Source organism: Rhodospirillaceae bacterium (assembly GCA_002728255.1).
In the GTDB taxonomy this organism is placed as follows: Bacteria; Pseudomonadota; Alphaproteobacteria; order UBA7887; family UBA7887.
The window spans coordinates 69,258-88,432 of record PBWV01000022.1 but is presented as its reverse complement, the minus strand read 5'-3'; the positions used below and the strand labels follow the sequence as shown (position 1 = coordinate 88,432).

Below are 19,175 nucleotides of genomic sequence, written 5' to 3'. Positions count from 1 at the left end.
CAGGGAAGCAAACCAACTTTGGCAACGTCTCTTACCTTCCCAACTGTTTATCTGGACACATGTCTACAATTCGGCTGTAAAAAGTGCTGCAAATTATCGGGGATTTAATGTGGGCCAATGTCGAGCCCCCGTGTTGCCTTTGGACAATCAGGATCACACCGTCCTGACTCAGAATCTAGATAAAATTGGTTAAATCGCAGCGTTCTGATAGAAATATTTGAGTTTAGGGAGGTCAAAATGGCTATTTACACACGCATCAGCGAGTTCCATGACGATATGACACGTATCCGCCGCGACATTCATAGTCATCCTGAAACGGCATTCGAAGAGGAACGCACAGCTAAGGTAGTAGCTGACGAACTCGAATCCTATGGAGTTGAGGTGCATAAAGGCCTAGCAAAAACAGGCGTCGTCGGCACCCTCAAAGTAGGGACGGGCAGTAAAAAGATCGGCCTACGGGCCGATATGGACGCATTAAACCTCCACGAGCTCAATGAGTTTGACCACAAGTCTCGTAACGAGGGCAAAATGCACGGCTGTGGCCATGATGGCCACACTACCATGCTGCTGGGCGCAGCACGATATCTTGCAGAGACAAAAAACTTTGATGGCACGGTTCATTTCATCTTTCAACCTGCCGAGGAAAATGTCGCAGGTGCCCGCGTCATGGTAGAGGATGGCTTGTTCGAGAAATTTAACTGTGAGGCTGTCTACGGGATGCACAACTCACCAGGTCTCCCAGTGGGCCAATTTTCGGTAAACCCTGGGCCAATGATGGCTTCCGCAGATTTCTTCGAAGTCAAAATCACCGGCGTCGGGGCTCACGGTGCTTTCCCCCACCAAGGCAATGATCCGGTCGTCGTCGCGGCCCACATGATCACAAGCTTCCAATCAATTGCGGCTCGGCGAACCGACCCGCTTGACTCAGCGGTGATCAGCGTAACCCAAGTGCACGCTGGCCATACCACCAATGTAATTCCTGAGGAAGCAATTCTTTCGGGAACTACACGTGCTTTGAAGGTCGAAATCCAAGACTTAATCGAGCGTGAAATGCGTCAGATAGCAGAGGGCATTGGACAAACCTTCGGAGCGCAAATCGAATTCTCTTACGATCGCCGTTATTTGCCGACCGTAAACACAGTCGAGGAGACCGATTTTGCTGCCCAAGCGGCAGCTGAAATTGTAGGTGAAATGCAGATCCTGCGCGATGAACCACCAGTGATGGGTGCCGAAGACTTTTCATGGATGCTCGCTGAACGCCCCGGTTGTTACATACGCATAGGCAACGGAGTTGAGGGTGGTCCGGGAGGCTGCCACGTGCATAACCCTAATTACGACTTTAACGACGAGATACTGACCATCGGTGCAAGCTACTGGAGCAAACTAGTGGAAATGCAGTTGGCCGCTAAATGAAACCCTTTCGGATAGGCAACATTTGAAATGATCTGATCGTATTATTTGAGCATATTAATCAGATAATAAAGGCCTTTCAATTAAGTGACACCGAAAAATGACAGAACAAAAAACGCGAGCACCTCGTAATCGAACATTAACGATTTTAGAGTCAGAGAAAGACGATTTGATCAAGCGAATTGTCTCAAAGGATCAATTAAGTTCTATTGATAACTTTGAAAATAAAATTGTGAATTGTAATTACAAGGACGCAATATCCAAAATTGCGGACAAAAGTATCACTCTTCTCATCTTAGACCCACCATACAATTTGAACAAAAAATTCAATTCGTTGAGTTTTTCTAAAACCACAATAGGCGAATACACTTCCTATTTAGAGGAAATTCTTTCTACATTTCTTCCTAAACTCAAAGTGGACGCATCTGTTTACATTTGCGGCGATTGGTACAGTTCGATATCAATTTACGAGGCGGCCTCAAAATTTTTCAAAATCAGAAACCGAATTACGTGGGAACGCGAAAAAGGTAGAGGGGCAAAAACTAATTGGAAAAACTGTAGTGAAGACATTTGGTTTTGTACTGTAGGGAGAGAGTACACATTCAATATAGATGACGTGAAACTTCGACGAACTGTTATGGCTCCCTATAAAGAAGACGGCAAGCCAAAGGATTGGGTGGATTCAAAGAAGGGAAAGTATAGAGATACCGCTCCATCCAATTTAATGTCCGATATAACTATTCCATTCTGGTCCATGCCAGAAAATACTGATCATCCGACTCAAAAAAATGAAAAGTTGATTGCAAAATTAATTTTAGCCAGTTCTAACAAAGGCGAGTTAGTGTGTGATCCGTTCTTAGGAAGTGGAACCACAGCAGTTGTATCGAGCAAACTTAATAGAAATTTTTTAGCCTTCGAAAGAGAATAGGAATACTGTCTCTGGGCCCAGAAAAGGTTGATTAAGGCACAAGTTGATAAAAAGATACAGGGACTTAATGAGGGCGTTTTTTGGGAAAGAAACACGATAGGTCGAAGAATATTATCAAAAAAGAAGAGAAATTGACGGAACACCCCGAAATTAGATTTAACGGTTTCTAGACATAGGAGATCCGAATTTGCGCCTTGTTATTGCCATGATGCAACATGAAACTAACACTTTTTCACCTGTGCCAACACCATTGGAAAGGTTTGCACGCGGGAATACCCGTCCAGTGCCATTTGAGGAAGATGAAGTACTACCAGCCTTCAAAGGAACAGGTACGGCTCTTGGCAGTTTTATTGAAGTGGCCGAAGCAGAGGGAGCAGAGATGGTTTTTCCTATCGCTGCCAGCGCTTGGCCCTCAGGGTTGGTTGAAGATAATGCCTACGAATACATGACAGAAAGAATCTGTGATTGTGTTGCAAAAGGCTGTGACGGAATTTTACTACATCTTCATGGCGCTATGGTAACAGAGAGCCAGGCCGATGGCGAAGGACCCTTGATCCATAGACTTCGTGAACTAGCGCCAGAAATACCTATCGGAGTTGCACTTGATATGCACACCAATCTCTATCCTGACATGGTTGAGTTGGCGGACGTCGTCGCTGGGTATCAAACCTACCCCCATATCGACATATATGAAACAGGCTTACGTGCTGCAAGACCAATCTTGGCGATGATAAAAGGCGAAGTCCGCCCCACCATGGCTTGGGGAAACAGGCCGATGATGCCTCATGTCATGCGTCAAGGATCTAGTGATAGCCCCAATAGAGAAATCCAGGCAATGGCGCAGCGCATGGAAGCAGCAGGCGCTTTAGCAGCAAGCTTTTTCACCGGCTTTCCTCATGCTGATATAAAACTGGCTGGTTCTAGCGCTGTGGTTGTAACCGACAATGATATGGCCCTTGCTAAGCGGTTAAGAGATGAACTTCTCGACTACGCTTGGGATCATCGGAATGAATTTGTTTACCAGATTGAACCACTTGAACTTTCGTTAGAAAAGGCTCGCGTTTTAGGAATTGAAAAAGATAGAGGGCCTGTCGTGCTACTCGACCATTACGACAATGCTGCATCTGGCGGCTCAATGGACACAATGAAAGTGCTGGAGGGAATTCTGGAATCCGGCCTTGAAGATGTCGCCTTTTTTGCCATTCACGATCCTAAAGCCGTTGGGCAACTGATAGCCGGGGGCATTGGCGTGGAACTGACCATATCCTTGGGGGGGAAAACGGATTTGCCATCAATTGGACATAGAGGCTCCCCGCTCGAAGTCCGTGGTCGGGTTAAATTGATTTCTGATGGACGTTTTATTAACCGCGGCCCCATGTCAGCCGGCGTTATGGTAGATATGGGCCCGACTGTAGTGTTTGACACAGGACGCGTTGAAATAATTATTATTTCGAGCCATGTCGAGCCTCATGATGAAGAAGCCTTTCTATCACTCGGCATTGATCCTTCTCGCAAGCGGTTTTTGGCCTTAAAAAGCCGCATTCATTGGCGAGCCGGTTTTGAGCACATTTCACAAGAGATAGTAGAGTGCGCCGGGGTCGGGGTGTGCACCTCAGATTACAGCGCTCTCAATTTTGATAACATCCGCCGCCCAATATTTCCATTGGATCAAGTTAATGATCCACGCTCCACTAATGAGACCTGAGACACTGACCATTCAAATATGAAGACTATCAAATCACAACGTTATTGAGTAGGAATGTGAGACATGGATGCAGTTATTCAAAGTTTTCTGGCCGGATTTCCTGTGCTGCTCATGCACTTTTGTGTAACAATTGTCATGCTAGTTTTAGGAGTAACGATCTACACTTGGATCACCCCCCATAAGGATGTGGCTCTTGTCCGAGAGGGGAACGTAGCTGCTGCAATTTCCTTAGCTGGCGCTGTGCTTGGACTTGCAATTCCCCTAGCCGCGTCGATGTCCGTAAGCGTGAACGTCGCGGACATCGTAATTTGGGGGGCTCTCACACTAGTGATTCAACTAATTGTATTTCGTCTTGCCGATCTGCTTCTACGTGATCTTTCAACTCGCATTGAGGCAGGTGAAGTAGCTGCTGCTATTTTACTCTCTGCCATCAAATTGGCTGTAGCCGCAATCACTGCCGCCGCCGTATCGGGCTAGGCCGGGTTGTTAGATTCATGGATCGCCTACTGAATGGGCTTGCATACCTGGCAACAATAGTCGGAGTTCTCTACGCGCTGTTTTCCTATGCACGCTTTCCCAAGAATGAAGTTGTGCGCCGACCTCCAGTTTCTTATGCGGAAGGGGAGTACCTGGACGTCGGGACGTTTACGATCGATCTTTCACCACAGCAGCCGTCGATCGGAACAGCCTTCGCCATCGGTGGAGGCTGGTGGCTTACAGCGCGTCACGTTGCGGATGGCTGCGACACTATCGGACTGGTGCAAGGCCCACGTAAGGGCATAGGCGCCCAGCAAATTGTGCTCCACCCGAACGCGGATGTGGCCCTATTGGCTGTACAGATCGACCCAGAACCATTCGCATTCTTCAATGAAGACCTTCAGAAAGGCCAGGATGGGTTCGCAATTGGGTATCCGCAGCGCTCACCTGGTGGTGTTTATGCGCAGCTGATGGGCTTCAACCGTATGAAACAGAGAGGCCGATACCACACCGATGAGCTGGTTCATACATGGGCAGAACGCAAGAGGGCACCCGATAGCCTGCCATCGCTAGGCGGTTTGTCGGGTGGACCTATGTTCAACGACCGGGGACAAGTTATCGGAATCCTAGTCGCCTCAACTAACCGCCGAGGACGAGTTTATACATCTGACCTAACGTCCATACGATGGCTCCTGGAGCGAGCGAGCGTATTTCCTAATCCCTACGCCCCCCTATTCCCACTTGCTGCAGATAATTTTGTTGGGCAAGGAGACACCCTTCGTGAGGATTTTCGGATAGCCCAAGTCTTTTGTGATGTTAAGCAGCCCTCGCGCCGGAGGCGCCTCTGATTTAGTCAAAAGCTTCGCCAAGAATTACTTCTTAATGCGCGCCTGTCCTGAAAACTCGGACATGGACAATAGCCTATGATTTTCCAAGTGGGTATAATTCAGATAAAAAAAGGACAACCTAGCACGAAGAAACAGGAGATAATGTCCAGCTAGGCACTACGGATTTAGCGTGATGCAATGAACTATAATCTTCTTGCCTCTTGGACAATCATTTCCATGCGATCTAGGAACTTGGACCGATCGGTTTTTCTAAACGGAAGAGGACCAGCCGTCATCTCACCGGTTGCTCGCAGGCCTTCCTTTATGTCCCGGATAGCAAGAGCAACACCTATATTATCGTTGTTATAGATATTGCCATTAGGTTTGATAGCAAAAGCGCCCCCTTTAATACAACGTCCAGCAAGCGGAATATCATTAGTCACACAGATATCAGCTAGTCTGATATGATCTACAATCCAGTCATCCGCGGCATCGGCCCCCCGATTAACAACAACAAGTTGTATTAATGGATTCTGCGAAGGGCGAATTCCACCATCGCATACCAGATAAGTTTGAATTTGATGGCGTGTCGCAATCCGTTCTACCTCTTTCTTAACCGGACAGGCATCAGCATCGACATAAATTCTAACCATTATAAGTCAAACGATTTCATGAATTTCCCTCCGGACAATTACTCTAATGGAAACAGTGAAACACAATATTTTCCCAATTACGCGGTTTTTCCTGCTGATCCCAAATCAAAAACGGTAATCTCGTTGTGTGAACCAAGACGCATGACCGGGCCCCAGGTACCGGTGCCCGGTGAAACATAATGTTGGCCTGACCCATCACTAGCCGAATAGAGCCCCTGAAGACGACTGAACTGGGTTCGCACCAACCAATTGAAGGGGAAAATCTGACCATTGTGAGTGTGGCCTGACAACATTAGATCAACCCCACCCCTAAAGGCGTCCGACCAGCCAAGCGGTCGATGATAGAGCAATACGTCGTATTTTCCGCTAAAACGCTCAATCAAAGGCAACTGCACAGCAACCTGATCCGTTGATTCCGCATCATCAATGCCAATCAATTGTATCTCGCCTATCACTTGGCTACTTTGGCGCAAAATCGTTATACCAAGCGATTCTATCAATGGTTGCAACGCTTCCAAGCCAACATAACGTTCATGATTACCAATGGACAAGAAAGTCGGTGCGCCCACCTTTTTAAGGGCAGCTAGGTCACTCGCACCCACACTTTCTGTATCGACTAAATCACCAGTAATCACAACTGCGTCGGGAGTCAGCGCGTTAACCCGATCAACCACACGCGCAAGATAACGGGCACTACGAGAACCAATATGAACGTCGCTCAATTGAATCAATCGAAACGAGCGGGTTAATTTGGGAGAAGTGAAATTATTCTTCTTAACTACGATCTGTTGTCCATTGAAAAACGAAAACAATGACAGAAAAACCCCAATAGTTATCACGCCCAAGACACCTTGGTTTTCATCGATATCTAAGAATAGACAAAATAATTCGTAAACGACGCACACTGAAAAGAAAATGAATCCAATTCCCATCCAGTGAACCCACAGAAGTTTACTCTTGATTAGGGAGCTCCGAAACGAACACCACAACCCCACCACGATCAATACCCACAAAGCGATTGTGACTGGCCACGATGCCCATTGCGAGTAACCTAGCCAACGACTTATCGAAACCACAGGGTAGACATAAGCCGCGTAAGCAGCCACTAAAACAAATAGCCAGAATACAATTGCACGTTTCCATCTTGATACCGGCCNCCCCTTCATAGGCATTCGTGCTCCTGATTTGATTTCCGGATCATGATGGCAATGCCATCAGTTATCTGGGAAATAGTGGTTGGTTGACACCAAATTGCCACAGCATGGTCTCTTACTCTGCGTTTAAGGGGTATCCACTACCTCAACACTGACTTAAATGGCCTAGCTTTGCTTGGTACTTATTACTTCCGGTTTCCGCCCACGTCACCAATCATGTCCAGAAATTCNCGACGCATGGCCGGATCGTCCCGAAATGCCCCAAGCATTCGGCTTGTTACCATGCTGACCCCCGGTTTACGAATACCTCGGGTGGTCATGCACTGATGCGCTGCCTCAATGACCACACCAACCCCTTGAGGCTCCAACACTTTCTGTATGGTATCCGCTATCTGGGAGGTCAGAGCTTCTTGAATTTGCAAGCGCTTAGCGAATACTTCTACAAGGCGGGCGAGCTTCGAGATTCCAACCACGCGCCCGGCCGGCAGATACCCAATGTGGACCTTGCCAAGGATGGGAACAATGTGATGCTCGCAGTGGGATTCGAGCCGAATATCCCGCAATGTAACGATCCCGTCATAGTCAGCTGTTTCTGCAAATGTTGCGCCAAGAACAACCGCTGGATCTTCTCTATATCCGACAAAAAACTCTTGATAGGCTTTGGCCACCCTCTTCGGTGTATCCCTGAGACCTTCTCGATCCGGATCATCACCAGCCCACTCTATAAGAGTTCGGACAGCTGCTTCGGCTTCCGATTGACTGGGATGCCTACGCTCACTTANGCTCGTAACATTCACTTCTTTATCTTTAGCCTCTATATCACCGACCAAGTCATCCATATAAACCCCACGCACCGGTCATTCACCCTAATTAACTAACATTTCAAGTTTTTACAGTTTGCACTTAAAATTTCAAGATACTATGGAAAAAATCCCTCAGAAGTCGAAAACGATAATAAGATTCAGCGGGTTCTTGAAAAAATTAATTAGCGTGCGACATCACAGCCCAACTATGGTTTCTGAGACAAGGTAGACACAACCGGGATCACAATTTCATTCCGCCGAAAAAATGGGATAGTCCAAGGCGGATCGTACACATAGGTAGCTGGTTCACCCTCAGTATCCCAAGGAGATTGCTCCAGCGTTTCAAACAGCTCTTTCACNCTTTTTTCCACAGAACTCTCACTGGCAACGCCACTAAAACGCAACACCGCCTGCAGTTGCGTTTCCAGTTGAATTATTCGAATTTTAGGATCCACGGGTCGCGGCGCCGTATCCAAGGTAAACTCGGCGGGCAAGAANAATCTCATCCGCATGCCTCCTGCAGGGGTACGCGATGTTTCTACCGGTGTAGTCATCGCAACCTGTGTGTAGGNGTCGTCACCCTCAGGAGAGGCTAGTTCTGCCGCATAGTTGTTCCCGGAAATATAGTCGAACAGCATCCTGAACGCCGAGTTTCTGCCGTCATCGTAATTTAGGATATCGACAGTAGATTCAACCGCCAATCGTTGCTCATAAAGACGAATTTCAATTTGCTCAGATAACTTTTCCACAACAACATAAGTCGCTTGCTCATACTCTCCCCTAATACCAAGCGCGGAGCACCCTGCAAGCAGATAACCTACAATTACAATTAAGAGCGACCGAGATGTCATGAAACTTAAGACCCACTCAACCCGAAGTTAATTAACCCACCAGCTATCTTCCGCTCATGAACGCTATAATTTTGTGCTACTCGTGAAGATATGAAGTGCAAAAAACTTTTTACATACTATTAACTACATATNTGACATCCAAGAGCACGTATGATACGCACCCTGGTCATAAACGGATCACAAATACAATGAATAACTCATTTAGTCGGGAACTAAAGAAAAGCTGTCGGCACTCACCCGGGACCAATAAACATCTAATCTNGGGTCATCACATTTTTCTCCGTTGATCAAAGCGTCGGGAGGCACCCTNGGGAANANTTGATCAGCCAGCATGATTTGGCTAGATGATACCCTTCGCACAATATGTCTTCTATTGAGCTCAGCNGGGTGTTGTAACCCGCAAGCTTCAATCATCTCCTTTACAACATGAAGAGTATTTTTATGAAAATTCGCAACCCGGCTTGCTCTATCATCAATATCAAGTGCTCGATATCGCTTTGGATTCATTGTAGCAACACCTGTCGGACAATTNCCGGATTCACAAGCCAATCCTTGAATACACCCAACAGAAAACATGAAAGGCCTTGCCATNTTGCACCAATCGGCGCCCANNGCTATATGNCTCAATATATCATAGGCACTCACAATTTTACCGGATGCCGCNACCTTCACGCGNTCTCTTAAGCCCGCGCCAATCAAGGCATTATCAACATAGACTAGCGCGTCGGTCAGCGGGCATCCCAATCTATCTGCAAATTCCAAAGGAGCTGCTCCTGTGCCACCTTCCGCGCCGTCGACCGTTATAAAATCTAGATACTGTTGTTTTTCCACCATGGCTTTGACTATAGCTGCCAATTCCCAAGGATGGCCGATGCACAGCTTGATGCCAACGGGTTTGCCTCCCGCCAACTCTCTAAGTCGATCTGCAAAATCCAACAGGCCCGCTGGCGTGGAAAACTCTGAATGGTTAGATGGGGATACGCAGTCCTCCCCGACCGTTACACCGCGAGTCTCTGCTATTTCCTGGGTCACCTTTGGCGCAAGTAATATTCCTCCGTGTCCAGGTTTAGCACCTTGACTAAGCTTTATTTCAATCATCTTAACCTGTTCACTGAGGGCTTTCTCCTTATAGAGCGCTGGGTCGAACTGACCACCTTTAGTTCTACAACCAAAATATCCCGTCGAAACTTGCCAAATGAGATCACCTCCTCCGGCAACATGGTATGGAGATATGCTTCCCTCACCAGTGTTGTGGGCAAATCCGCCAAGTTGAGCACCAGTATTCAAAGCCTGAATTGCCGAGGGTGACAATGCACCAAAAGATGTGCCCGAAATATTGAGAATAGAAGCCTCGTAACTGTGGTCTCCCTCTCCAACGGTTGCCCGAAAATTTTGTGAACTCAGGCGAGTGGGTGTAATGGAATGATTAAGCCACTCATGATCTTCATCATACATTTTTATCTGTGTTCCAAACGGACGCACGCTAGATAAGGCTTTGGACCTCTGATAGACGAGAGAGCGTTGGATACGAGAATACGGCAGTTCATCGCTATCCGACTCCCAAAAATATTGACGAAGCTCAGGACGTATATTCTCAAAAAAGAATCGGAAATACGCTAAAATAGGATAGTTAGTTAGGACATTAGATCGCTTCTGGGAAAAATTAGCAGCCCCCACGGCAGCCACAAACGTAAAAATCAGACACGCCGGAAGGAACATCATATTGGCTATACTAGCCGCAAAGAATGCTACAGCCCCCGCTGCAGAATAGAATAACCCAGAATAACGACCCCAAAGCCAATCCGAAAAAGTATACATTGTTTATTTGCCCTATGATCTCGCTTTGGGATCTCTTCCAAATATAGTGTTAAAGGTGACCTAGAAGAACTAATTCTGCTGCTGTTGACGTTAAACTTTTAATACAATTTTACCAAAATGCTGGTTGGCTTCCATATAAGACAACGCGGATGATGCCTCGCTGAGTGCAAATACCTTATCGATCGGGAGGCTTAAGATTCCCTCTTCGATTGCTACTCTAAGATCTCGTTCCACAGCAGCAACCAAGCTTCGTATTTCCTCAGGTGAGCGAGTTCTAAAGGTCACGCCGATATACTCGATCCGACGCAAGGCATGAAGATCAAAATTAAACTCCGCCATGCCTCCTCCAAGCCTGCCGACATTGACAATCCGACCAAGAACCCTGGTTGCCGCCAAGTTTTGGTTCGCAACAGGGCCAGACACTTGATCCACGATGAGATCAACTCCTTCGCCTCCCGTCGCCGCTAGGACAGCGTCAACCCACGAAGGATCTTTCGGATCAAATACGGCATCAGCACCAAATTCGGCTAGCCGGCTGCGACGACCCTCATTGCTTGACGTACCAAACACCTGGCCCGCCCCCATATAGCGGGCTATCTGCATGGCCATTAATCCGACCCCGGAACTTGCCCCTTGTATAAGGACACTCTCCCCCTTTTTAAGGCGGCCTCTGGTAACAATAGCATTATGCATCGTCTGGAGAGCGATGGGAAAGGTTGCCGCCTGTTCATAAGATATATCGGCACTCGGTATTTTCATGGTACGGCCATAGTCGCTTACCGCGTACTCAGCATAACCCCCACCACCAGCACACATTACGCGATCCCCTGGCGAAAAATTTTTCACGTCCGCTCCAACGGACTCAACTTGGCCTGCCCATTCCATCCCGATGACAGTCCCTGATCCACTTGACACCCCCCCAAACGCCCCCGCCGCCATTAAGACATCTGCTCTATTCAAACCACACGCAACGGTCTTTGTCAGAACCTCATTGGGTTGAGGTTCAGGCTTAGCGACATCACCTACTTCTACGCCATGTTTACCAATAATTGCTGCTTTCATTCCCAAAATCCCTGTTCAAATAAAATTATATGAAAAATGAGGCGTCACCCACCAAGTGTGCCGCCACCAAGCATACCACCGTCAACAAAGAGCTCATTACTGTTGATGTAGCGGGCTTCATCTGACGCCAAATAAAGTGCGGCATAGGCAACATCTTCCACTGTGCCAAGTCGCCCAAGGGGCACTGACCTTGTTCTGTTTTTCGCAGAACTCTCAAGATCACCGTACAGTTTTAAGACAGCTTCTCCAAGAGGAGTTCGAACCATACCCGGGTGGATTGAGTTACACCGAATATTATAGCCTTTGAGCCCACAGTAAGCTGCTACTGACTTAGTTAACTGCCGAACAGCGCCTTTCGATGCGCCGTATGCCGCTATATCCGGTGCGGCGCGAATTCCCGCAGTGGAGGAAATATTAATAATTGATCCACCGCCTGTACTCTTCATTTCCCGAATTACAGCCCGACAGCCGAGGAAAACCCCATTGCTATTGATATCCTGCACAAACTTCCACTCGGCTAAGCTCATATTTTCGACATCCTGCGGAGCCCCCGTCCCCATCACCCCCGCATTGTTCATGAGAATATCAATCCGTCCATGCATGCTGATGGCTTCCTTAATAACACGGTCCCAATCTTCCTCAAGGGATACATCGTGTGTTAAAGATGTAGCTAACGAACCAATTTCTGTCGCAACTGACTTCACTCCAGCAGTATTCTTATCGGTTAAAACTACTTTCGCCCCCTCAAGGGAAAAAATTTTAGCAGTTGCGGCCCCAAAACCTGAGGCCCCACCAGTAATCAGGGCAATTTTTCCATCCAAACGTGCCATTACATTTTCTACTCCTGCTCGCAATAAGAGTTGGCCGACGGCTGACCTACGACCACAGCACTTTACTCATAAACTCAATTCGCATTGCCCATAGATTCCAGTTTGCCGTTCTCTTCCTTCTAATAACCAACGAACATCGGTCTTCGTTTTTCCATAAATGCACGTCGACCCTCTTCTATATCCTGACTATCAGAACAATCTTCGACAAGCTTTTGACAAAATGCATCATCACGTTCTTCCTTATCCTTAAGTAACTCGTTCACAATTAAATTTGTTGCCCTTACTGATAATGGAGCGTTATTGGAAATAATCTCTACATAATTGGCAACGTATTGATTCAGCTCATCTTGCGGCTGTATACAATTGACCAATCCCATGTTCAACGCCTCTTGGCTACTAAATCGGCGGCCTGTATAAAAAATCTCTTTGGTAAATGCTGGACCCACTAAATCCAAAAGTACCTTTGTGTTCGCATGCCCGTAACCAACTCCAAGTTTAGCGGCAGGAATGCAAAAGCTAGAATTCTCTGAACATATCCGCAAATCAGCGCATACTGCAATTCCCATACCACCTCCGTAACAATAGCCATCGATCTTTGCAATAGTTGGCTTAATTGCGAATTGGACCGCACTATACGCTCGCTCAACAGACACGCCGTATTCCTTTATGCGACTGCTATCAGAACGTTCGCTTTCGAATTTGGAAATATCTGCACCAGAAACAAATGACTTTTCTCCGGCGCCCTCGAGAACCACTACCCTTATATCGTCCTCTTTCTCGAAAAATTTCATGGCAGCAGCAAGTTGATCCCACATAGCTTGCGACATCGCATTATGCTTTTTTATGTTGTCAAAGATAACACGGCCAAGACTTTGATCCTTTTCCACCACAACTCTACCTTCGGGCATAAGGAATACTCCACTTTTAATATGTTTCGAAATGCATGATGACGGATGACAATGGCGACAGCAAGCAGGTTGCCGATAGAGTTCCGTCCGTCGTATTGGTGTACTGCCAAATCGCTGCTACATTATCTTCCAAAGGTTCCAGTATTTGCTGGCATCTATTCAAAATTTATTAGGTAGGAGTAACCCCATATGCGTCGTTCAAGACTAAGAGCAGGCGGGGCAAATGTTTTCCAGAAAATAAGGGCCAAAAGAAGTGAAGCAATCCAAAGGGGGCAAGTCCTCCTTGATCTTTCAATTGGGGAGCCAAGAGGTCCAGCCCTGCACAGTGCTCGGAAAGCTGCAAGCGCAGCTGTGCTTAGTACTGACGAAAGCATGCACGCATATCAATATAACGATAGCCCGGCAATTCCGAAGTTTTCTCAAAAGTTTGTTGAAGCACATCTGACCAAAGGGGTGGCCCTCAACGGTGTGGCTTACTTGCCAATTCCTGGGATTAAACCAATGCTTGGGCTACTTCCCCTCGCTTGCGGATGCGCTACTGAGAAAGTGAGCGTCGCCACCATGAGCAAACCCGGCTACCCAATTCCAGCCGATTGGTGCGCATTTCATCCGAATGTGAACCACTACCCCCTCCCCTTGAATTCTGCTAATGAATTTCGCTTTCAGCTGAGCGATATCCCCGATGGAACCAAATTGATCATGACAAATTACCCACACAATCCATCAGGACAAATCGCGAGCGCCGAGTGGTTTGAAATCCTTTGTGATTATTGCTCCAAAAATGATATTCGCCTCTTTAATGATGCTGCGTATATATCCCTCAGTCATTCAGATGATTGTTCAAACTTAACAGAAGTTGCCAGTGATTTTTCCGAGTTATCCTGGTGCGAGGCTTTTACCGCAGCTAAATTAATTGGTAATGGCACAGGCTGGCACATAGGCGCAGCCATTGGATCACCCGATTTCATCAGCGACCTTAGGGAAGTTAAGGGAAAGACCGACGCCGGCTTTGTGGCACCTATGGCAGCNGGGGTACTTGCGGCCCTCGANGAAGANCAAGCAAATATCTCANAGTACCGNNCGATGTACAGGCNGCGCCTGGNAACTCTCACCCAGATCATGGAAGACCANGGAATGAAGNTAGCTATAAAGCCACGNGCNGGCTTTTATACCTTGTGGGAAACTCCTCGACATGCNTTNGGGAAAACAATNTCTAACTCNGCCGAATTTAATTTCTCAATGATNGAGCANACAGGNTTGGTTGGCGTCCACTTCGCNGACTATGTGCGATATGCAGTCTGCGCAGANATAGACGCANTGAAGGANGGCATTAAAAACGCATTCCAACAGGCNCAGGTATCGTACGANTNATTTNNATCTAAAATAANCAATTANCATNCACTATTTGGTTCCAAACATCCGGTCTCCGGCNTCNCCNAGACCNGGCAAAATATATCCTNACTCATTAAGTTCCCGATCAATTGCNNCTGTGTAAATAGGGACATCNGGATGNTTCANTTCAAAGTTTTTGATGCCCTCCGGGGAAGCTAAGAGACACATNAAANTTATTCGCGTCGCGCCAGCAATCTTAACCTGGCGCACGGCTTCGATAGCCGANTTACCCGTAGCCAACATGGGATCNACGNNTATGCAAACACGTTCNTTCATTTGNNCAGGGAAATTTCAAATAGTACTCCACNGCCTCCAAGGTTTTGTGGTCGCGATAAAGACCCACATGCCCAACTCGGGCTGAAGGGATTAGATCAAGCATACCGTCAAGCATTCCATTACCCGCGCGCATGACCGTAATGATACATGTCTTTTTTCCTTTCAGTTTTACCCCCTGTATCGCTTCCAGTGGAGTTTGAATAGGGACGCGTTCAGTATCGAAATCCCTGCAGACTTCGTATGCTAAAAGAAAACTCACCTCGCGCATCAACTGGCGAAATTGCCCTGTTGGGGTCGTTACATCTCTCATGAGAGTAAGTTTGTGTTGAACAAGAGGATGATCAACTATAGTCACTTTCCCAGCCGTCATTGTGATGCTACTCCTGAGATGGTTTAACTGGACCCACCTACTATACACGGTCAGAACAAGACCGGCNTAATATTAAAGCATAAATTGGGGAATGGGCCTTCGTGTCCACAGAGCGAAGCGTGATTTCTCCGCCTTATAGAAACGCCGATAGGCACCTACAGGATCATCGCTCTTAAACTTATCAGGCATTGCCTGTGGAGGATCTTTCCAGCCNNCATCTGGAAAAGGCGGGTCAANGGGCAACGTCTCTATGACATTTGCAGAGGCATGCACTTTCNGGTATCGCCACGTATACTCCCGACATAGCGTTAANCCGAAAACCCNTAGCCAAAGATAATGATCNATACTGTCACCCGTCCAAAGANCCGTTGGATGACGTTTGTNGGTCGGTTTATATGGCCCAGNGATCNCATATCTATCCAGTGCAGTACACAGGAGTTGGGCCGTTTCCAGGCACATTTTGACAACGTGCTTATCACAATGATACTTAACCGCGTTATCAATATCGCGATCTAAAAAAAATAAATTCATTGCTGACTGGTACGTCATTAAGCGTGCAGTAGATCAACGTCCACGCTTTCTTAGCCCAGATGGGAAAGAAGACGAATATTATCATTCGGGTCTATCTATGGGGAAGATATTGACTGGTTCGATAGAAGCATAATCCAAATAACCTAATCTGGCCAAAGGCTTGATTTTTCTGGCATCCACTTTCCCATCAACCACCATGGTGGAAGAAATATGTATACCCACAACCTCACCAATCACCATATTGTTTGCAATATTGGATTTGTTTGAAGGAAGATGAATTGTCTGTAGATACTTACACTCTAGAGCAATTGGTGAACTCTGGACACGCGGAGGCTTAACATTAATACAGTCGGCTGCCTCCAAGCCAGCTTCTGCCATCTCATCAATGCTTGCCGGCACATGCTTGGACGTAGCGTTCATCTCGTGGCGCAGATCATAGGTGCACATATTGAATACAAACTCGCCCGTCTCTTCCGCGTTCACCAGAGAGTCCTTTGGCTCAGCTGTCCCTGCCTTAAAGCCATTTGGACAAAACATTACGCATGGGGGCTCACCAGATATTGAATTGAAGAAACTGAAAGGAGCAAGATTTNCGATGCCATTAACACTCACAGTGCTAATCCACCCAATAGGCCTAGGCACAACCAAGGCGGTGTAGACTGAGTGTTTGAACGGTTCAGGCTTCATGCCAACATCTCTCGGATCAAAAAACATTAAATTCATTTCTCCTAGTTGTCTGGCATATTCTTCACATTTCTCCAAAGTGATCGCATGCCAATGCATTTGAGATTGCGACCGAGGTGAGTACCTGCCTCCCGGTTATTAATAGGATCCCTTAAGAACCTAGCGGATAATCTTCTTCAATCTCTGCCGCCTCCAACTTTAGCCGCAAAAGTCCCATATCCCTGTTCCTAAAAATTGCAGCTGGAGACTTACCACCATAATCAAAGAAACCAGCACCACTCATCACACCATAGCGTCCCTCTTCGGCCAACCTATCGATGGNAGGACTGCTGGGTTTNGGCACCGGTGGTTGATACGGCATCCGTTTTTTTGCCGTCTGCATAAGCTTTAGGCCAGCTCCAATAACGGCAACCTCAATATTTTTGTTCATATTGGAACCTCTCTCCCCCAAAACTCTGCGGGCCCGCTCATCTAAAACCTAGCTAAATAAGCAACTGAGTCTAACGATTTAGATGCCAACTCGCACTCCTAAATGGTATCTACTATACTTATAGTCCACGTTAATCTGGACCGCACTATTGCAAAAAGGAATGGGAAAGTGGCCATAGAAAAGCGGGCGTTCGGTAAAACTGGACATATGAGTTCTGCAGTCATTTTTGGTGCTGCAGCACTCTGGGACACAGATATCGGAACCGCTGAACGCGTTCTAGACCTCCTATTTGAGCACGAGGTAAACCACATCGACGTAGCTCCNGGNTATGGCACAGCTGAATTACGGGTTGGGGAATGGATGTCTCNACATCGCAAAGATTTTTTCCTGGCAACAAAAACAAAAGAACGAAGCTACAGGCAAGCGAAAGAGCAATTTCACCAATCTCTGGAACGCCTAAAAACAGATAAGGTTGACCTAATCCAATTACATAGCCTCACACACCCGGATGAATGNGATCAAGCACTTGGGCCTGGNGGGGCATTNGAAGCCTTAGTAGAAGCGCGTGATCAAGGTCTNGCAAAGTACATAGGGGTCACAGGTCATGGGTGGACAGCCGCAGCTATGCACCAAAGAAGCCTAGCCAAGTTCGATTTNGATTCCATTNTGTTNCCCTGGAACTGGGTTGCAGCTAATCACNCCACTTACCCAGCAGAGTTTGANAAAGTAATATCATACTGCACAGAACAAAACGTAGCCGTNCAAACAATCAAAGCAATTGCCCGTGGACCGTGGGGTGCTGGNGNCANCAGAAACCAAACAACTTGGTATCAAGCCCTCGAAAAAGAGGAAGATATAAATAATTCTGTTAGTTGGGTCCTTTCGGACCCCAGAATTTTCCTCAACTCCGTCGGTGATATTGCCTTGCTGCCACTTGTTCTAGCGGCAGCTAGTCAACCTAAAGACTGCCCTGATAGAGAGGAAATGGTAAANATAGGCAACNACACGGGACTNGCGTCCATTTTCGGAATCTAGATATAGAGATAGNGTGGAANAATAAGTTNGTAGANGNAAACCTGGNCCCAGNAAGCCATTTGCCAAAAATANCGGAGNCCGNTAATAATTCTCAGGCAAGTAATTAGAAAGGGTATCTGATGGCAAGATTATGTGAAGGNCGGGTGGCGGTTGTAACAGGTGCAGCCCGAGGGCTGGGACGGCAACACGCCCTTCAACTGGCTAAGGCCGGCGCAAAAATTGTGGTCAACGATCTTGGGGGCACGGTAAACGGTGTGGGATCTGATCCATCTCCAGCCCAAGCGGTGGCTGAAGAAATCACTGCTATGGGCGGGGAAGCTATCGTGAACGGCGATGACGTCAGCAATTTTGACGGCGCAAAAAACATGATTGACCAAGCCATTAATACCTTTGGGAAACTAGATGTCTTGGTAAACAATGCCGGGATCTTACGCGATCGCATGCTAGTCAATATGACAGAAGAAGAATGGGACGCCGTGATAAGCGTCCACTTAAAGGGCACCTTCGGGCCCTCTCGTCATGCAGCATCTTATTGGCGCGCTATGTCAAAACAAAATGATGATGGAAAGCCCGTAATGGCCCGGATCATAAACACGAGCTCAACTTCCGGCCTGTATGGGAACATTGGGCAAACGAATTATGGCGCAGCCAAGGCAGGAATTGCCGCCTTCACTGTTATCGCCGCGAGAGAGTTGGCACGAATCGGCGTGACAGTTAATGCCATTTCACCAAGCGCCTACACCCGCATGACTGATAACCTTCGGGAATACACAGAACAAGAAATAGCTGAGCGCGATCCAAGCTGGGTCTCACCCACTGTAGTATATTTGGCAAGCACTGATGCCCAAGACATAACCGGTCGGGTCATTGAGGCGGGGGCCGGACAAGTTGCTGTGCTTGAGGGCTGGCGGCCTGGCGCCCGGGTCGATCAAATGGATGACCCGGAAGTTCTTGGCCCAAAAATCCGCGAAATGATTGGCAAGATACGAAAGAATGCCGGCATGGACGGGCGCGAACTAGACTAAACCTAA

18 protein-coding genes and 2 pseudogenes are annotated in these 19,175 nt (G+C 47.3%); 8 read left to right on the top strand and 12 right to left on the bottom strand.

Going from position 1 to position 19,175, the window contains the following annotated elements; genetic code table 11:
* The first annotated feature begins 237 nt into the window (after window positions 1-237).
* The 5 genes and pseudogenes from CMM32_06540 to CMM32_06520 all read left to right on the top strand — a co-directional run bounded on the left by CMM32_06540 (window position 238) and on the right by CMM32_06520 (window position 5,368).
* Window positions 238-1,413, top strand: coding sequence for a peptidase M20 (locus tag CMM32_06540; GenBank protein ID MBT06557.1), 1,176 nt, complete (start codon window positions 238-240; stop codon window positions 1,411-1,413).
* A 97-nt stretch (window positions 1,414-1,510) separates the two neighbouring features.
* Window positions 1,511-2,473, top strand: a pseudogene (locus CMM32_06535) (site-specific DNA-methyltransferase).
* A gap of 52 nt (window positions 2,474-2,525) precedes the next feature.
* Entirely contained in the window at window positions 2,526-4,043 is a 1,518-nt protein-coding gene (locus CMM32_06530; protein MBT06556.1) for a microcystin degradation protein MlrC, read from the top strand.
* 63 nt (window positions 4,044-4,106) lie between these two features.
* Window positions 4,107-4,520 carry a hypothetical protein gene (locus CMM32_06525; GenBank protein MBT06555.1) on the top strand — a complete coding sequence of 138 codons (414 nt, stop codon included), beginning with the start codon at window positions 4,107-4,109 and terminating at the stop codon, window positions 4,518-4,520.
* Between the two features lie 17 nt (window positions 4,521-4,537).
* Window positions 4,538-5,368 carry a hypothetical protein gene (locus CMM32_06520; GenBank protein ID MBT06554.1) on the top strand — a complete coding sequence of 277 codons (831 nt, stop codon included), beginning with the start codon at window positions 4,538-4,540 and terminating at the stop codon, window positions 5,366-5,368.
* A 182-nt stretch (window positions 5,369-5,550) separates the two neighbouring features.
* Here CMM32_06520 and CMM32_06515 read toward each other — a convergent pair whose 3' ends face one another.
* From CMM32_06515 to CMM32_06480, 8 genes are all read right to left on the bottom strand, one after another.
* Window positions 5,551-6,000 carry a hypothetical protein gene (locus CMM32_06515; protein MBT06553.1) on the bottom strand — a complete coding sequence of 150 codons (450 nt, stop codon included), beginning with the start codon at window positions 5,998-6,000 and terminating at the stop codon, window positions 5,551-5,553.
* Between the two features lie 77 nt (window positions 6,001-6,077).
* Window positions 6,078-7,172, bottom strand: a complete 1,095-nt coding sequence (locus CMM32_06510; protein MBT06552.1) for a hypothetical protein — start codon at window positions 7,170-7,172, stop codon at window positions 6,078-6,080.
* A 167-nt stretch (window positions 7,173-7,339) separates the two neighbouring features.
* Window positions 7,340-7,993, bottom strand: coding sequence for a GTP cyclohydrolase I FolE (folE, locus tag CMM32_06505; GenBank protein MBT06551.1), 654 nt, complete (start codon window positions 7,991-7,993; stop codon window positions 7,340-7,342).
* Window positions 7,994-8,163: 170 nt separating this feature from the next.
* Window positions 8,164-8,808 (bottom strand): heme-binding protein, encoded by a 645-nt coding sequence (locus CMM32_06500; protein ID MBT06550.1) that lies wholly within the window; start codon window positions 8,806-8,808, stop codon window positions 8,164-8,166.
* A 201-nt stretch (window positions 8,809-9,009) separates the two neighbouring features.
* Complete coding sequence (locus CMM32_06495) at window positions 9,010-10,626, bottom strand: FMN-binding glutamate synthase family protein (GenBank protein ID MBT06549.1); 1,617 nt, start codon at window positions 10,624-10,626, stop codon at window positions 9,010-9,012.
* Window positions 10,627-10,716: 90 nt separating this feature from the next.
* The gene (locus CMM32_06490; protein MBT06548.1) at window positions 10,717-11,688 is read right to left on the bottom strand and encodes a quinone oxidoreductase; all 972 of its coding nucleotides are present in this window, start codon (window positions 11,686-11,688) and stop codon (window positions 10,717-10,719) included.
* 44 nt (window positions 11,689-11,732) lie between these two features.
* Window positions 11,733-12,518, bottom strand: coding sequence for a 3-beta hydroxysteroid dehydrogenase (locus tag CMM32_06485; protein ID MBT06547.1), 786 nt, complete (start codon window positions 12,516-12,518; stop codon window positions 11,733-11,735).
* 119 nt (window positions 12,519-12,637) lie between these two features.
* Entirely contained in the window at window positions 12,638-13,426 is a 789-nt protein-coding gene (locus CMM32_06480) for an enoyl-CoA hydratase (protein MBT06546.1), read from the bottom strand.
* A 189-nt stretch (window positions 13,427-13,615) separates the two neighbouring features.
* On the opposite strand from CMM32_06480, the gene CMM32_06475 reads away from it, so the two are divergent.
* Complete coding sequence (locus CMM32_06475; GenBank protein MBT06545.1) at window positions 13,616-14,977, top strand: hypothetical protein; 1,362 nt, start codon at window positions 13,616-13,618, stop codon at window positions 14,975-14,977.
* On the opposite strand, the pseudogene CMM32_06470 reads toward CMM32_06475, so the two are convergent.
* The 4 genes and pseudogenes from CMM32_06470 to CMM32_06455 all read right to left on the bottom strand — a co-directional run bounded on the left by CMM32_06470 (window position 14,828) and on the right by CMM32_06455 (window position 17,109).
* Window positions 14,828-15,464 (bottom strand): annotated as a pseudogene (locus tag CMM32_06470) (uracil phosphoribosyltransferase). The gene CMM32_06475 and the pseudogene CMM32_06470 overlap by 150 nt on opposite strands.
* A gap of 72 nt (window positions 15,465-15,536) precedes the next feature.
* Window positions 15,537-15,995, bottom strand: coding sequence for a hypothetical protein (locus CMM32_06465; GenBank protein MBT06544.1), 459 nt, complete (start codon window positions 15,993-15,995; stop codon window positions 15,537-15,539).
* A gap of 81 nt (window positions 15,996-16,076) precedes the next feature.
* Window positions 16,077-16,709 carry a flavin reductase gene (locus CMM32_06460; protein ID MBT06543.1) on the bottom strand — a complete coding sequence of 211 codons (633 nt, stop codon included), beginning with the start codon at window positions 16,707-16,709 and terminating at the stop codon, window positions 16,077-16,079.
* Between the two features lie 121 nt (window positions 16,710-16,830).
* Complete coding sequence (locus CMM32_06455; GenBank protein ID MBT06542.1) at window positions 16,831-17,109, bottom strand: hypothetical protein; 279 nt, start codon at window positions 17,107-17,109, stop codon at window positions 16,831-16,833.
* Between the two features lie 207 nt (window positions 17,110-17,316).
* Between CMM32_06455 and CMM32_06450 the strand changes: the two genes are divergently transcribed.
* Together CMM32_06450 and CMM32_06445 are read left to right on the top strand one after the other, a co-directional pair.
* On the top strand, window positions 17,317-18,144 hold the full coding sequence (locus tag CMM32_06450; GenBank protein MBT06541.1) for an aldo/keto reductase: 828 nt from the start codon (window positions 17,317-17,319) through the stop codon (window positions 18,142-18,144).
* A gap of 119 nt (window positions 18,145-18,263) precedes the next feature.
* Complete coding sequence (locus CMM32_06445) at window positions 18,264-19,169, top strand: short-chain dehydrogenase (GenBank protein ID MBT06540.1); 906 nt, start codon at window positions 18,264-18,266, stop codon at window positions 19,167-19,169.
* Window positions 19,170-19,175: the final 6 nt, after the last annotated feature.

What these genes read in the sequence shown, in the direction of transcription:
- CMM32_06520 (MBT06554.1), top strand. Translation starts at nt 4,538, where the DNA reads ATGGATCGCCTACTGAATGGGCTTGCATACCTGGCAACAATAGTCGGA.
- CMM32_06515 (MBT06553.1), bottom strand. Translation starts at nt 6,000, where the DNA reads ATGGTTAGAATTTATGTCGATGCTGATGCCTGTCCGGTTAAGAAAGAG.
- CMM32_06540 (MBT06557.1), top strand. Translation starts at nt 238, where the DNA reads ATGGCTATTTACACACGCATCAGCGAGTTCCATGACGATATGACACGT.
- CMM32_06490 (MBT06548.1), bottom strand. Translation starts at nt 11,688, where the DNA reads ATGAAAGCAGCAATTATTGGTAAACATGGCGTAGAAGTAGGTGATGTC.
- CMM32_06480 (MBT06546.1), bottom strand. Translation starts at nt 13,426, where the DNA reads ATGCCCGAAGGTAGAGTTGTGGTGGAAAAGGATCAAAGTCTTGGCCGT.
- CMM32_06485 (MBT06547.1), bottom strand. Translation starts at nt 12,518, where the DNA reads ATGGCACGTTTGGATGGAAAAATTGCCCTGATTACTGGTGGGGCCTCA.
- CMM32_06525 (MBT06555.1), top strand. Translation starts at nt 4,107, where the DNA reads ATGGATGCAGTTATTCAAAGTTTTCTGGCCGGATTTCCTGTGCTGCTC.